12 protein-coding genes are annotated in these 13,958 nt (G+C 71.7%); 6 read left to right on the plus strand and 6 right to left on the minus strand.

Annotation, left to right across the window (positions count from 1 at the left end; all coding sequences use genetic code 11):
- Window positions 1-96 precede the first annotated feature (96 nt).
- Genes NBW76_RS11725 through betT form a run of 3 tightly spaced genes read left to right on the plus strand, consistent with a single transcriptional unit; the run spans window position 97 to window position 5,449 of the window.
- Entirely contained in the window at window positions 97-1,662 is a 1,566-nt protein-coding gene (locus tag NBW76_RS11725; RefSeq protein WP_056554418.1) for an aldehyde dehydrogenase family protein, read from the plus strand.
- Window positions 1,659-3,398, plus strand: coding sequence for a choline dehydrogenase (betA, locus tag NBW76_RS11730; RefSeq protein ID WP_056554415.1), 1,740 nt, complete (start codon window positions 1,659-1,661; stop codon window positions 3,396-3,398). The genes NBW76_RS11725 and betA overlap by 4 nt, the downstream gene beginning before the upstream one ends.
- Window positions 3,395-5,449, plus strand: coding sequence for a choline BCCT transporter BetT (betT, locus tag NBW76_RS11735; protein WP_056554413.1), 2,055 nt, complete (start codon window positions 3,395-3,397; stop codon window positions 5,447-5,449). The genes betA and betT overlap by 4 nt, the downstream gene beginning before the upstream one ends.
- Window positions 5,450-5,587: 138 nt before the next feature.
- Here betT and bluB read toward each other — a convergent pair whose 3' ends face one another.
- Window positions 5,588-6,259: a 5,6-dimethylbenzimidazole synthase gene (bluB, locus tag NBW76_RS11740; protein ID WP_056554410.1), complete on the minus strand. Its 672-nt coding sequence runs from the start codon at window positions 6,257-6,259 to the stop codon at window positions 5,588-5,590.
- Window positions 6,260-6,296: 37 nt separating this feature from the next.
- Here bluB and NBW76_RS11745 point away from each other — a divergent pair, with 37 nt between their 5' ends.
- Together NBW76_RS11745 and NBW76_RS11750 are read left to right on the plus strand one after the other, a co-directional pair.
- Entirely contained in the window at window positions 6,297-6,755 is a 459-nt protein-coding gene (locus NBW76_RS11745) for an aminoacyl-tRNA deacylase (protein ID WP_056554407.1), read from the plus strand.
- A gap of 93 nt (window positions 6,756-6,848) precedes the next feature.
- Window positions 6,849-7,823: a glycoside hydrolase family 6 protein gene (locus NBW76_RS11750; protein ID WP_056554404.1), complete on the plus strand. Its 975-nt coding sequence runs from the start codon at window positions 6,849-6,851 to the stop codon at window positions 7,821-7,823.
- Between the two features lie 11 nt (window positions 7,824-7,834).
- Here the strand turns inward: NBW76_RS11750 and NBW76_RS11755 are convergent, their stop codons facing one another.
- The 3 genes from NBW76_RS11755 to NBW76_RS11765 all read right to left on the minus strand — a co-directional run bounded on the left by NBW76_RS11755 (window position 7,835) and on the right by NBW76_RS11765 (window position 11,238).
- A complete protein-coding gene (locus NBW76_RS11755; protein WP_162239215.1) occupies window positions 7,835-9,673 on the minus strand; it encodes a serine/threonine-protein kinase in 1,839 nt (612 codons plus the stop codon).
- A gap of 11 nt (window positions 9,674-9,684) precedes the next feature.
- Window positions 9,685-10,701, minus strand: coding sequence for an FhaA domain-containing protein (locus NBW76_RS11760; protein WP_162239214.1), 1,017 nt, complete (start codon window positions 10,699-10,701; stop codon window positions 9,685-9,687).
- Window positions 10,702-10,812: 111 nt separating this feature from the next.
- Window positions 10,813-11,238, minus strand: a complete 426-nt coding sequence (locus NBW76_RS11765; protein ID WP_056554395.1) for an organic hydroperoxide resistance protein — start codon at window positions 11,236-11,238, stop codon at window positions 10,813-10,815.
- A gap of 186 nt (window positions 11,239-11,424) precedes the next feature.
- Between NBW76_RS11765 and NBW76_RS11770 the strand changes: the two genes are divergently transcribed.
- Complete coding sequence (locus NBW76_RS11770) at window positions 11,425-12,150, plus strand: hypothetical protein (RefSeq protein WP_055967725.1); 726 nt, start codon at window positions 11,425-11,427, stop codon at window positions 12,148-12,150.
- A 159-nt stretch (window positions 12,151-12,309) separates the two neighbouring features.
- Here NBW76_RS11770 and NBW76_RS11775 read toward each other — a convergent pair whose 3' ends face one another.
- Together NBW76_RS11775 and NBW76_RS11780 are read right to left on the minus strand one after the other, a co-directional pair.
- Entirely contained in the window at window positions 12,310-12,999 is a 690-nt protein-coding gene (locus tag NBW76_RS11775; RefSeq protein ID WP_056554392.1) for a hypothetical protein, read from the minus strand.
- Between the two features lie 78 nt (window positions 13,000-13,077).
- On the minus strand, window positions 13,078-13,830 hold the full coding sequence (locus NBW76_RS11780) for a nuclease-related domain-containing protein (protein ID WP_056554389.1): 753 nt from the start codon (window positions 13,828-13,830) through the stop codon (window positions 13,078-13,080).
- Between the last annotated feature and the right edge of the window lie 128 nt (window positions 13,831-13,958).

Raw genomic sequence — 13,958 nt, forward strand, 5'->3', positions numbered from 1 at the left:
TGCCGCCGGCCGATGACGCCGCGGCGGCACCCGTGGTTTGACGTGCTCTACGTGGTCCGGTTGGGTCGAAGGACTGCCCGACCGAGGAGGAACCGAGTGACCACCCTGTTCATCGACGGCCGGTGGCGCGACGCGAGCGACGGCGAGACCCGCCAGATCCGCTGCCCCGCCGACGGCCACCACGTCACCACGGTCGCCGAGGCGACCGCCGACGACGCCCGCGACGCCGTCGCCGCTGCTCGCACCGCGTTCGACGACGGCCCCTGGCCCCGCACGCCCTCCCCCGAGCGCGCCGCGCTCCTGCACCGCCTCGCCGACCGGCTCGAGGCCGAGAAGGAGACCGTCGCGCGCCTGGAGGCCCTCGACACCGGCAAGCGCATGGTCGAGGCCCGCATCGACATGGACGACGTGATCGGCGTCTTCCGTCACTTCGCCGGGCTGGCCCAGGCCGACGCCGGCCGCGTCGTCGATGCCGGCATGCCGGCCGTGAGGAGCCGGATCGTCCACGAGCCGGTGGGCGTGTGCTCCCTCATCACGCCGTGGAACTTCCCGCTGCTGCAGACGTCGTGGAAGGTCGCCCCTGCACTGGCCGCCGGGTGCACGTTCGTGCTCAAGCCGAGCGAGCTCACCCCCTCGACCGCGATCTGGCTGGTGCGCACCTTGGCCGACCTCGGGCTGCCCGACGGTGTCGCGAACCTGGTGCTCGGCGCGGGCGACCGCGTCGGCCCGGCCCTCACCGAGCCGCGTGCGGTCGACCTCGTCTCGTTCACCGGGGGGCTGGCCACCGGCCGTCGCATCATGGCGTCCGCCGCCCCGACCGTGAAGAAGATCGCCCTCGAGCTCGGGGGCAAGAACCCCAACATCGTCTTCGCCGACGCCGACTGGGACGCGGCGATCGACAACGCCCTCACCGCGGTGTTCCTGGACTCCGGGCAGGTCTGCTCCGCCGGTACCCGGCTCGTCGTCGAGGACTCGATCCACGACGCGTTCGTCGACGAGCTCGTCGAGCGTGCGGCCCGCATCCGGCTCGGTGGGCCCGACGACGAGCAGGCCGAGACCGGTCCGCTCATCAGCGCCGCGCACCGCGAGAAGGTCGAGGCCTACGTGGCCGCCGGTATCGAGGAGGGTGCGGTGCTGCGCGTCGGCGGAGCCCGACCCGACGACGCCGCGCTCGCCGACGGCTTCTACTACCTCCCCACCATCCTCGACGAGTGCTCGGCCGACATGTCCTGCGTGCAGGACGAGAGCTTCGGGCCCGTCCTCACGGTGGAACGGTTCACCGGCGCCGACGCCGACGGCCTCGAGGAGGCCGCGGTCTCGATCGCGAACGACACGATCTACGGCCTGGCCGGGGCCGTGTGGACCCAGGACGCCGGTCGCGCCGAGCGCGTCGCCTCGCGTCTGCGGCACGGCACCATCTGGATCAACGACTACCACCCCTACGTGCCCCAGGCCGAGTGGGGCGGCTTCAAGCAGAGCGGCATCGGCCGCGAGCTGGGGCTCGCCGGGCTCGACGAGTACCGAGAGTCCAAGCACGTCTGGCACAACACCCGTCCTGCGCCGACCGGCTGGTTCGGCGCCCCGTCCGACGGGACCAGCAGCGACCAGCCCAGCACCGACCAGCCCAGCACCGACCAGCCCAGCACCGAGGAGCACGCGTGAAGAGCTACGACTACGTCATCGTCGGCGGCGGGTCCGCCGGCTCCGCCCTGGCCAACCGGCTGAGCGCCGACCCCTCCACGAGCGTGCTGGTGCTCGAGGCCGGGCGCCCCGACACCAAGCTGGACCCGTTCATCCACATGCCTGCGGCCCTGCCGTACCCGATCGGGAACCCGCTCTACGACTGGCGCTACGAGTCCGAGCCCGAGCCCCACATGGGTGGCCGCCGCGTCTTCCACGCCCGCGGCAAGGTCCTCGGCGGCTCGTCGAGCATCAACGGCATGATCTTCCAGCGCGGCAACCCGCTCGACTACGAGCGGTGGGCCGGTGAACCAGGCCTCGAGCACTGGGACTACGCCCACTGCCTGCCGTACTTCAAGCGCATGGAGACCTGCCTGGCCGGTGCCGACGCGTGGCGCGGCGGTTCCGGTCCGCTCGTCCTGGAGCGCGGTCCCGCCACGTCCCCGCTCTTCGGGGCGTTCTTCGAGGCCGTCCAGCAGGCGGGCCACCCTCTCACCGACGACGTGAACGGCTACCGCCAGGAGGGCTTCGCCAAGTTCGACCGCAACGTGCACCGCGGACGACGACTCAGCGCCAGCCAGGCCTACCTGGCACCGGTCAAGCACCGCAAGAACCTGACCGTGCACACGCTCTCGTTCGTCACGGGCCTGAGGACGCAGGGGAACCGCGTGACGGGTGTCGACTACGTGCGCGGCGGACGGCTCGAGCGCTCGGTGCAGGCCGGTGAGGTCGTCCTGTGCGGCGGCGCCTTCAACTCCCCCCAGCTGCTGCAGCTGGCCGGCATCGGCAACGCCGAGGAGCTGCGCGCCCTGGGCATCGACCCGGTCGTCGACCTGCCCGGCGTCGGCGAGAACATGCAGGACCACCTCGAGGTCTACATCCAGCACGCCTCCAAGCAGCCGGTGTCGATCGCGCCGTGGCTCAAGCACCGCCACAAGCCGCGCATCGGTGCCGAGTGGATGTTCCTGCGCCGCGGCGTCGGCGCCTCCAACCACTTCGAGGCCGGCGGCTTCGTCCGCAGCAACGACCAGGTCGAGTACCCGAACCTGATGTTCCACTTCCTGCCCATCGCCATCCGGTACGACGGGTCCAAGCCCGCGGGTGGCGAGGAGCACGGCGGGCACGGGTACCAGGTGCACATCGGACCCATGTACTCCGACGTGCGCGGCTCGCTCAAGATCAAGAGCCGCGATCCCCGTGAGCACCCCGCCCTGCGGTTCAACTACCTGTCCACCGAGAACGACCGACGCGAGTGGATCGAGATGATCCGCGCCGCGCGCGACATCCTCGAGCAGCCCGCGTTCTCGGCCTTCAGTGCCGGCGAGATCTCCCCCGGCCCGTCCGTGGAGACCGACCAGGAGATCCTCGACTGGGTCGCCAAGGACGCCGAGACCGCCCTGCACCCCTCGTGCACGGCCAAGATGGGCACCGACGACCTCAGCGTCGTCGATCCCGCCACCATGCGGGTGCACGGCACCGAGGGGCTGCGGGTCGTCGACGCGTCGGTCTTCCCGTACGTCACGAACGGCAACATCTACGCGCCGGTGATGATGGTGGCCGAGAAGGCCGCCGACCTCATCGCGGGGAACACACCCCTGGCGCCCGAGGACGTGCCGTTCTACCGTCACGGGACCGGGATGCCCCTGTGGCCCGAGGGCGACCCGCGCAACGACGCCGCCCCCGGCACGGTGCGGCGCAACGCCGGAGCGACAGCATGAGCGTCGTGGACCGCGGCACCGCGGGCTCGGACGGTGCGACAGAGGAGCCGGCCTCGCGCGTCAACCTCCCCGTGTTCCTCGGGGCCTCCGTCGTCATCGTCGGCATCACCGCATGGGCGCTCGTCTCGCCCTCGAGTGCTGACGCAAGCCTCGCAACCCTGGTCGGGTGGGCCACTGACTGGTTCGGCTGGTTCTACGTGCTGCTCGCCACCGCCATCCTCGTGTTCGTCGTCTACATCGCGACCTCGCGGTTCGGCCGCACGAAGCTGGGACCGGAGCACGCGCAGCCGGAGTTCAGCACGTTCGCCTGGGCCTCCATGCTGTTCGCGGCCGGCATCGGGACCGACCTCATGTTCTTCGCGGTGGCCGAGCCGGTCACCCAGTACCTGGCGCCGCCCTCGGGCGAGCCCGAGACCGTCGACGCCGCCCGCGAGGCCACCGTGTGGACGCTCTTCCACTACGGGTTCAGCGGCTGGGGCATGTACGCCCTCATGGGCGTGGCCCTCGGGTACTTCGCGTACCGGATGAACCTGCCCCTCGCGGTTCGTTCGGCGCTGCAGCCGCTCATCGGTCGTCGCACCGAGGGCTGGATGGGGGACACGGTCGACCTCGCCGCCGTGCTCGGCACGATCTTCGGCGTCGCCACCACGCTCGGGATCGCGGTCGTGCAGCTGAACTTCGGCCTGAACATGCTCTTCGACGTGCCGATGGGTCTCACGGCGCAGATCACCTTGATCGTGGTCGGGATCTCGATGGCGACGCTGTCGGCTGTCTCGGGCGTCGACAAGGGCATCAAGTGGCTCTCGCAGGCGAACGTCCTGCTCGCCGTCGGCCTGGCCGTGTGGATCCTGGTGACCGGCCGCACGGCCTACCTCCTCAACGCACTCGTGCTGAACGTGGGCGACTTCGTGCGCCTGTTCCCCGACATGACCCTTCAGACCTTCGCGCACGAGGACACCGGGTCGTGGATGGCCGACTGGACGCTGTTCTTCTGGGCGTGGTGGATCGCGTGGGCGTCGTTCGTGGGGCTCTTCCTGGCGCGCATCTCGCGTGGGCGCACCATCCGTCAGTTCGTGCTCGGCACGCTCATCATCCCGTTCCTCTACGTCCTCATGTGGATCTCGATCTTCGGGAACGCATCGATCGACCTGGTGCGGCAGGGGAACCAGACGTTCGGCGAGCTGACCATGAACACGCCGGAGCAGGGCTTCTACACGATGCTCGCCGAGTACCCCGGCTTCACGTTCCTCGCCTCGATCGCGACGTTCACCGGCCTGCTGTTCTACGTGACGTCGGCCGACTCGGGAGCACTCATCATGGCCAACCTGTCGTCGCGGATGCGCGACGTCCACGCCGACGCCGGCGCGCCGCTGCGCATCTTCTGGGCCGTGGCCACAGGAGCGCTCACCATCGCCCTGCTGGCGGTCGGCGGCATCGCCACCCTGCAGTCGGCGACGATCATCATGGGCATCCCGTTCGCGCTCGTCATGGTGGCGGTGATGGTCGGTCTGCACCGAGCACTGCAGGCCGAGGCCTGGATCGTCGACTCCCGCGACGGCGCCCTCCACGGGGTGCTCTCCGGGCGCAGCGGCAGCTCGGACCGGTCGCAGGGCGGTCACTGGAAGGCGCGCCTGCGCCGGGTGATGTCGTTCCCCAGCGCGACGAAGGCAGACGAGTTCCTCGACCGAGTCGTGGCCCCGGCGCTCGAGGAGGTCGCGAGCGAGCTCACGACGTCCGGGGCGAACGCCTCCACGCGACGCTGCGTCGACGAGGACGGCAGGCCCGGCGTCGAGCTGCTCGCGGAGGTGGCCGTCGGCACGACACCGTTCTGCTACCGCGTCACCCGGCGCGACGTGCCCATCCCGGTGTACAGCTCCTCGCTCGTGCCGAAGGGCGACGACTACTACGCCCGGCTCGAGGTGCACCTGCGCCACGGCGGCCAGGGCTACGACGTCATGGGGTACACGCACGGTCAGCTGATCGACGACGTGCTCGACGCCTACGAGGGACACCTGGAGTTCCTGCGGCTCGAGGACGGCACCACGCTGTAGCCGGGAGGGGAACGACGGAGCCGGCCCAGGGGAAGTGATCCGGCCCCGTCGTCCATCCCGAGAGAAGGTCGTTCTCCCATCGCCCGGGCGGTGAGGTGCCCGAGCGTCCCTCCATCAGAACCGAAGGTCAACGACAGGTCAAGGGTTGACGGGCGTCGATGCCTCGTCGGCGGGCCAGCGGTTTTCTCCCAGCAGCGCGACGAGGGGCCGCGGCGACGTCCAGTGCTCCTGCTCGAGCATCGGACGCTCGTAGAAGGCCTGGACCGGGCCCAGGCAGAGGATCGCGATGGGCTCCGCACCGACGGGCATCCCGATCTCGGCGGCAACGACCTCCGGGTCGAACAGCGAGACCCAGCCCATGCCGTAGCCCTCGGCCCGCGCGGCCAGCCAGAGGTTCTGGATCGCGCAGGAGGCGGAGGCGAGGTCCATGTGCGGCATCGTGCGTCGACCGAACACGTGTCGGTCACGGTCGTCGGTCAGGGCCACCACCAGCAGCTCCGCGCAGTCGAGCACGCCCTCGACCTTGAGCCGCATGAACTCCTCGGAGCGCTCCCCCATCGCCTCGGCGGTGAGGCGTCGCTCGGTCTCGACGTGGGCGTGCAGCCGCAGCCTCAACGAGCGGTCCGTGACCCGAACGAACCGCCACGGCTGCATCAGCCCGACGCTGGGGGCTCGGTGCGCGGCCTCGAGCAGCCGGGCCAGCACGTCCGAAGGAACCTCACCCCCGGCGAAGTGCCGCATGTCCCGACGTTCGGCGATCACCCGGTGCACGGTCTCCCGCTCGTGGTCCGGATAGGCGTGCTCGGTCACGGCCGCGACGCTAGCAAGCCCCTGGCACGATGAACCCATGGGGCGAGAGCGGGTGCTGGCCGACGCGGAGCGCCGTGGGCTGGAGGTCGAGCTCGTCGAGCGCCCTGCGGCCGGGAGCCTCGAGGAGGCCGCCGCCCTGCTCGGTGTGCCGCCCGGCGACATCGTCAAGACGCTCGTGGTGCAGCACGGCGACGCGTTCGTGCTCGTCCTCGTGCCCGGCGACCGACAGATCTCCTGGCCGCTCCTGCGCACCGCCCTCGGCGTGAACCGGGCGCGGATGCCCGACGCCGACGCCGCGTTCGCCGCCACCGGGTACGAACGCGGGACCATCACGCCGCTCGGCACCACCTCCGCCCTGCCGGTCGTGGCCGACGCCTCGGTGCTCGGACGGCGCATCGCCCTCGGCGCCGGCGAGCACGGGTGGAGCGTCTGGGTCGACGCCGACGCACTCGTGACCGCCCTCGACGCCCAGGTCGCCGAGGTCACGACGACCTGACCGGCGCGGGTGCCTTCGCCCAGCGAGCCTCCCGCGGCGGATCGTGCACGAAAGCGACCACGCCGACCGTCACCCACCCGTAGGATCTCGCCCGTGGAGGGAGCCACGCGACGTCTCAGGCTGCCCGCGACCGCCCGGTCCGGGCTGCTCGCGGTGCTGCTGTGCGCCGTCCTGGCCACGCTCGTCGCCGGGACTCCGGCGTCCGCGGCCAAGGCCGACCCACGCCTCACCCGCCCGGTCTACGTGGACCCGACGGGCGCGGCCGCGAAGGCGGCGGCGAAGGACAGGCGCTTCGCGAAGATCGGCTCGCGGGGCCAGGCGTTCTGGGTCACCGACGGGTACTCCGCGTCGACCGTGCGGTCGAAGGTCGAGGCCTACGCGAAGCGCGCGGTCAAGGCCCGGCGCACCCCGCTCGTGGCCGTCTACGCGATCCCCGGCCGCGACTGCGGCCAGCACTCGGCAGGTGGCCTGAGCCCCGCGCGCTACAAGGCCTGGGTCACCCAGGTGGCGGCCGGCCTGAAGGGTCGCAAGGCCATGGTCGTGCTCGAGCCCGACGCCGTCGCCCTCATGGGCGCGTGCAGCGGTCAGGGCGACCGGGCCGCACTCCTGCGCCACGCCGTCTCGAGACTGACGTCGGCCGGCGCGTGGGTGTACCTCGACGCCGGGCACAGCAGCTGGCAGTCCCCCGACGTGATGGCCGACCGCCTCGTCTCCTCCGGCGTCCGGACCGCGCGCGGGTTCGCCGTCAACGTGTCGAACTTCCGACCGACGAAGGACGAGGCCGCGTACGCCTCCCAGGTGCTGACCGCTCTGCGCAAGCGCGGCGTGACCGGGAAGCGCTACGTCCTCGACACGTCCCGCAACGGTGCCACGACACCTCCTGACGCATGGGACTTCTGCAATCCCCGGGCCGCTCGGATCGGGCGGGCTCCGGCCGTCGTCAACCGGTCCGGGCTCGACGCGTACCTGTGGGTGAAGCGGCCGGGCGAGTCCGACGGCACGTGCCAGGGCGGCCCGACCGCGGGCCGGTGGTGGGCCACCGGCGCGCTGCGGCTGCTCGCACGCTGAGGTCCGAGCCCTCAGACCACGAAGGTGGCGGCGAGCACGAAGTAGACCGCCGCGCCGGCCGCGATCATCAGGCACAGGAACGACACCGTGATGGCACCCAGGCGCATCCGCATGCCCGTGATGCTGCGCACGCCGAGCACGACCGCGACGAGTGGCGCGAGCACCCACAGCGTCGTCCAGACGTCCGCGTAGGGGTCGTCGGGCGCACCGAAGCCGCTCGCGGTCAGCAGGGCCAGCAGCCCGAGGACGTACCAGGGAAGCAGCAGCGGGAGGCTGCCCTTCACCGCCGCGCCGAACGCCATCGCGATGCCACCTCGAGCGCTCGGCGCGAGTGGACCGTCGGGCAGCGGCGCTCCGACCTGAGGGCCCGCGAGCCGGGGGAAGAACCGCTTGCGCCTCAGGACCAGGAGCACGAGAGCGATGCCGACCGAGATCATCCACCACGCGTCGGCCGAGAGGTCGTCCATCGCGCGGGGCCGGGTGGACGACGGGGCGAGGTCGAGGCTCGCCCACGCGACCATCGGCACCACGGCCAGCACCGCAGCACTGGCGCCGAGACCGAGCAGCAGCGACACGAGACGGGTCCAGCGCGTGACCGACGGTCCGGCGTGCCCGAGCGCCTCCGGCGCGGCTTCCTGCTCCGGAGGACGCCGCCGGTCCCCCAGCTCACCCGGACGCGACAACGGTCGGATCATCGGCTCGGCCACGGGGTCCGCGGCGGGTCGCGATGCCGGGCCGGTGGGCAGCACCGCGGCGGGCTGGGCCACGGGCTGGGCCAGGGAGCGAGCCGCTTCGTCGGTGTCGACGTCCGCGGCCGCGGCCGACAACGCGGCCGCCATGGAACCGACCCCGTCGTACCGGTCGGCCGGGTTGATCGCCATGGCCTTCTGGACGACCGCCGCCAGCGAGGCACCCACCCAGGGGGCACTCGCACGCGGGTCGGGCCGGGCCTGCGTGCGGTGCGCCATCAGCTGGGTGGCCATCGTGCCCTCGAACGGCGCCCGGCCCGTCAGGCACTCGAACAGCAGGCAGCCGACGGAGTAGACGTCGCTGCGCTCGTCCGCGCGGCCGTCGTACTGCTCCGGCGCCATGTAGTGCGGCGTGCCGGCCACGGTGGCCGTCGCGTCGGAGGCCGCCCGCGCGATGCCGAAGTCGACGATCTTGATGCCGCCGGCGGGGGTGACCAGCACGTTGGCCGGCTTGATGTCGAGGTGCAGGATGCCGGCTCGGTGGCAGGCCGCGAGCCCGTCGAGCACGCCCAGGACCACGACCACGGACCTCGGGCTCGGCCCGCGCTGGGCCAGGAGGTCGCGCAGCGAGGTGCCCTCGACGAGCTCCATCACCAGGTGCGGGACCACCTCGCCGTCGCCGTCGGGCATGCGCACCAGGTCGTGCACGGTGACCACGTTCGGGTGCGACACCCGCGCCAGCGTCTCGACCTCGCGGGTGATGCGACGCATGGCGCGGGGGTCGTCGGCGAGGAAGTGCGAGAACCGCTTGATCGCGACCTGGCGGCCGAGGTGGCGGTCGACGGCGCGGAAGACGACCCCGTGGTTCCCCGCCCCGATGCGTCCCTGGAGCGTGAAGCGGCCGGCGTCCACCTGGGGCTCCACCGTGTCGCGGCCGTCCGTGCCCGACGACGGTGACGACGACACGGGACCGTTCGGCGCCGGCACCACCGGCGCCACGACTGGGACCTCGGCGGTGACGGCGTCGTCCCGCGGGACCGTGCGGCCGTGGCTGGACCCGTGCGGGCGGTCGTGCCCCGGGACGTGCCCGTGCGCGTGCCCCTCGGCGGACGGCACGAACCAGCTCGTCCACCGTCGGCGACGGCTCCGCTGATCAGCCATGGGCACCATTGTCACGTGGCCCGCGAAACGCCACCGAGCGCCACGGTCCCGTGCGAGTCCGAGCCGACCGTGACGCGCACGCCCGCCAGGGCCAGGACCACTCCGTCCCGCAGGGGCGACCAGGTGTCACCGATGCGTTCGCCGTCGACCGTGGTGCCGTTCGTGCTGCCCACGTCCATCACCTGCCAGGTGGCACCGTCGAGCCGGATGGCGGCGTGACGGTAGGAGATCTCGGGCTCGTCGAGGCGCAGCGGGGAGTCGGGGAGGCGCCCGAGCGTCGTCACGCCGTCACGGGGCACCCGCACCGTCTCGCCACCGCGGTGCAGGAACAGGTCGCCGGCCACGTTGACCGTGGGCATGGGGTCGTGCGGCACGAGGACCGGGAAGGCCATGGTCTCCTGGCTCGCGACGGCGGGGTGGGAGGGCCGCGAGCCCGAGCCCCCGGCGCGGCCGTCGGACGCCGTACGGGCCGGGTCGACCAGCACGTCCCAGTCGAGTCCGGTGTCGGGCTCCTCGCGGTCGGAGCCGCCGGCGCTCGGCGCCTGCTCGAGCGGTCGGCGCAGGGAGGACCCAGAGCGGCTACCGCGGGCCGGCGGGACCCAGCCGGACCGCAGACCGGGGTCGACCTCGACCTCGACGTCGACCTGGTCGGGAACGGCCCATCCTTCGCGCTCGGCGTGCGTGCGGTAGAGCTTGGCGGCGTCGTCACCCAGCCGATCGGTGTCGCCGTCGGGATCGAGGCGCTCGAGGTCCTCGGGCGCGATCCGCACGACCAGCTCGCTGAAGGCCACGCGGTCACCGCTCGGCATGACCACGTGCTGGCTGGTGAGCGCCTTCACGAAGCGACGGCGCAGCACCGCGGCCGAACCGGTCGGGTAGGCGACCAGACGGGCGGCCGCCTCGGTGGCGGCGGCCTTCTTCGAGCCGGTGCCGAAGATGCTCTGCGCGACCCGCAGGGCGACCACGACGACGCCGACGAAGGCGGCGAGGATCAACAGGTTGGTGGTGAGCGAGCCGAGGGTGGTCATGCTCGCCATCGTCGTCGCGGAGGCACGAAAGAGTCGAGCCGCGGTGGAACATGTTCCACCGCGGCTCCTCCCAAGGCAGGACGCACCAGCGACAGCGCGGCCTGCGGGCTCTCAGTCGTCGGTGACGACGATCGTGACCTCGATGTTGCCGCGCGTCGCGTTGGAGTACGGGCACACCTGGTGGGCCTTGTCGGCGAGGACCTGGGCCTCGTCGTGCGGCAGGGTCGGGACGGTGACCTCGAGGGTCACGGCGAGGTCGAAGCCGCCCTGGCCGTTCGGCCCGATGTCGACCTTCGCGCCGACGGTGGAGTCGCTGACGTCGGCCTTGGCCTGGCGAGCGACCAGCTGGAAGGCGCCGTGGAAGCAGGCCGCGTAGCCGGAGGCGAACAGCTGCTCGGGGTTGGTGCCCTCGCCGTTGCCGCCCATGGTCTTCGGCAGTGCCGTGCGCACGTCGAGCTGGCCGTCCGAGGTGACGACGTGACCGCCGTCGCGCCCTCCGCCGGTGGCGAGTGCCTCTGCCGTGTAGATCGCGTCCATGCGTCCTCCTGAAGTCGTGGGTGCGGCGCCGTCTCGCGCCTCGTCGATCATTGCACACGATTACATCGTGCACAATGCTTCGGTCGTGTCGGGTCCTCCTCCGGGTTTGGCATGATCGTCCTCGACCGACCTCCTCGGCCGCTCCCCTCACCCACTCAGACCCATCGACCCAGCGAAGGACGTCCCGTGCTGCGCATCGCCTGGTCCGTCGGCCCCGACGTCGGCGGCAGCACGGTCGTGGAGCCAGGCGGCAAGCTGGTCCTCGCCCGGCGCATGACGCTGCCGGAGCAGCGGCCGGTGGCCGTCGAGGAGATCGGGGGGTCGGCGTACGTGCTCGTCCGGCTCCCCTACCTGAGCGACCCCGCCGTGGTGGTGCAGTCCGGGCCCGGCCATCCGGTGCTCCACCGCGGCCAGCGCGCGAACGGCGTGGTCATGGAGGTGGTCACCCCCGACGGCGACGCGTCGACGCCGGTGCCCGGCCAGCGGATGTCACTCACCGCCCCCGGCACGCGCATCTCGCTGCGCTTCCCCGACCAGACCCTGGAGCTGGTGGTCGACTTCGATCCCCCGACGCTCCGTCCGTCGGGCACCGGCACGGTGCAGCTCGACGTCGACGCCCTGCAGCACGACGACGCCTGGCTCGTGGCGGCGATCGCCGTGGCGATCTCTCCCGACAACGGAGTCGTCGCGCACGCCCAGCTGAAGGAGGCGTTCGCGCGGTGGCGCGACGAGCCCGAGCGCAGCGACGGAGCCTTCGACCGCAACGTGCTCCGTCCGGCCCTGGAGGCCCGCGGCGTGGAGCTGCCCGGCCCCCGGCTCAACAAGATCCTCTACCTGGTGGAGCGCTGCCGACGCACCCACGAGTTCCCCCCGCGCGTGCTCGAGCAGGTCCGCTCCCGCCTCGGCGCCTGACCGCCGCTCTCCCCCTCATCGGTGGATCCTCGACATCAGTGGTCGAACAACCCCCTCATCGGTGGATCCTCAACCGCAGCAGACGCGCTGCGGTTGAGGATCCACCGATGGGGGCTCGGGGCCGGACCGGGACCGTGTGACCCGGCGTGAAGCCGGCGGTCAGCTCTTGTCGTCGGGTCCCGTGGTGAAGACGACCTCGTCCTCGGGCTCGGCGATGTGCTCGTCGGGGTGCGGGGGCCAGGTCTCGCCGTCGGCGTCCGCGCCGCCGGACTCGCCGCGCGCCTCGTCGGCCGCCGCCTTGATCTTCCGCGTCGCCTCCGAGGCCGACTCCTCGGCGACCTTCTTCGCGTCGCCGCCTGCGTCCTTGGCCGTGCCGACCGCGTCCTCGATCGCACTGTCGTCGGATGCGTCCTTGACGCTCTCGCCGACGTCCTTCGCCGCGTGCTTGGCCGTGTCGACGACGTCCTTCACTCCGCCGCCGTCGGCCGCGTCCTTCGCGCTGTCGGCGACGTCCTTCGCGGCACCCTTGGCGGTGTCGACAACGTCACCCACGACGTCGTCGTCCTCCACGCTCTGGCGCACCGACGAGACGACGCCGACGGCCTGCTCGCGCACCTTCTGCGCCGAGTCCTTCACGCTGTGCGCGAGGTCGGCGAGGCGCTCGTCGTCCTGGGCCAGCGTCACCGCGTCCTGCGCCATGCCCTCGGCCTTGCGGACCGCGTCCTGCACGCGCGGGTCGGTCTGGACCTTCTCGGCGGCCTGGCGGATCTGCTCGTACCGCTCACGGCCGGCCCGGGTGCCGAGCACGTAGCCGATGCCGAAGGCCGTCGCGTAGATGAGCTTCTTCATGGGGGTGTCCTCCCGGGTCGTTGATCGGTCCCGGCCAGCCTGTCAGGGACACCCTCACCCTGCATCTTCGAGGACGGTCTAGGTACGCACCGGCGCGACGCTCTGACGCTCGCGCTCCCGCTCGCGGACCACCGCGCGTCGGTTCTCGTCGAACCCCTCGATGCGTGCCACGAGCTCCGTGGCGGTCTTCTGCGAGATGGTCTCGGCCTCGAGGCGGGCGAGCCAGGTGCGGAAGCCCGATCCGCGGACGATGGCCACGCCGTCGACGACCTCGTCGTCGCGCACCGACGACTGCGCGGCACCCCACACGACCACGACCGGCGTCACCGTCAGGGCCTTGCGAGGGGCGCTGTGCCGACCGTGGCTGCGCTGGGTGACGGTGTTGACCAGAGCCTGACCTCGCTTCGCTGCCCGACGTGCTGTGAAGGCAAAGATCGCACGCTTCTCGTCGTCGAGACCGCTGCACCACTTGGAGTCGATCACGACAATGCCGCCGCGACGGGTGACGACGAGGTGGTCGATGTCACCGTTCTCGAGCGCGATGCTGTCGACGGAGCGCCAGATGAGTCCCTGACGCTTCGCGGCCTGCAGCTCGGTGCTCGTGTTGTCCTCGCCCCACGCACCGCGGAGCTGGTGGATGGCGCCGCCCTCGTGGGTCAAGAAGGCGGTGTGGACGATCCAGCAGAACACGACGAAGGTCGCCGGCAGGAGCGCCCATAGGGCTGTCGTCGTGTAGTCGTGCGACGGCAGCAAGCCCAGCAGCGCAAGCTCGAGTGCCACGACCCCGGCGAAGATCGCCGCCACCGTGGCCACCGCGCGCTTGTTCCGCATGAGCCATCTCCGCAACAGCTGGCGGTACTGCTTCCTCGGGTACGACGTGTTCTTCCCCATCGAACGCTCCCTCGTCCTCGTGCTCCCAGCACGAGGGTGCCCGAACGTCGGCGCGGACGGGTGGAAAC

Source organism: Aeromicrobium sp. Leaf245, from assembly GCF_942548115.1.
GTDB lineage: Bacteria > Actinomycetota > Actinomycetes > Propionibacteriales > Nocardioidaceae > Aeromicrobium.

What these genes read in the sequence shown, in the direction of transcription:
- NBW76_RS11760 (WP_162239214.1), bottom strand. Translation starts at nt 10,701, where the DNA reads ATGACCACCCTCGGCTCGCTCACCACCAACCTGTTGATCCTCGCCGCC.
- NBW76_RS11745 (WP_056554407.1), top strand. Translation starts at nt 6,297, where the DNA reads ATGGGGCGAGAGCGGGTGCTGGCCGACGCGGAGCGCCGTGGGCTGGAG.
- NBW76_RS11780 (WP_056554389.1), bottom strand. Translation starts at nt 13,830, where the DNA reads ATGCGGAACAAGCGCGCGGTGGCCACGGTGGCGGCGATCTTCGCCGGG.
- NBW76_RS11755 (WP_162239215.1), bottom strand. Translation starts at nt 9,673, where the DNA reads ATGGCTGATCAGCGGAGCCGTCGCCGACGGTGGACGAGCTGGTTCGTG.
- NBW76_RS11775 (WP_056554392.1), bottom strand. Translation starts at nt 12,999, where the DNA reads ATGAAGAAGCTCATCTACGCGACGGCCTTCGGCATCGGCTACGTGCTC.
- NBW76_RS11765 (WP_056554395.1), bottom strand. Translation starts at nt 11,238, where the DNA reads ATGGACGCGATCTACACGGCAGAGGCACTCGCCACCGGCGGAGGGCGC.
- betT (WP_056554413.1), top strand. Translation starts at nt 3,395, where the DNA reads ATGAGCGTCGTGGACCGCGGCACCGCGGGCTCGGACGGTGCGACAGAG.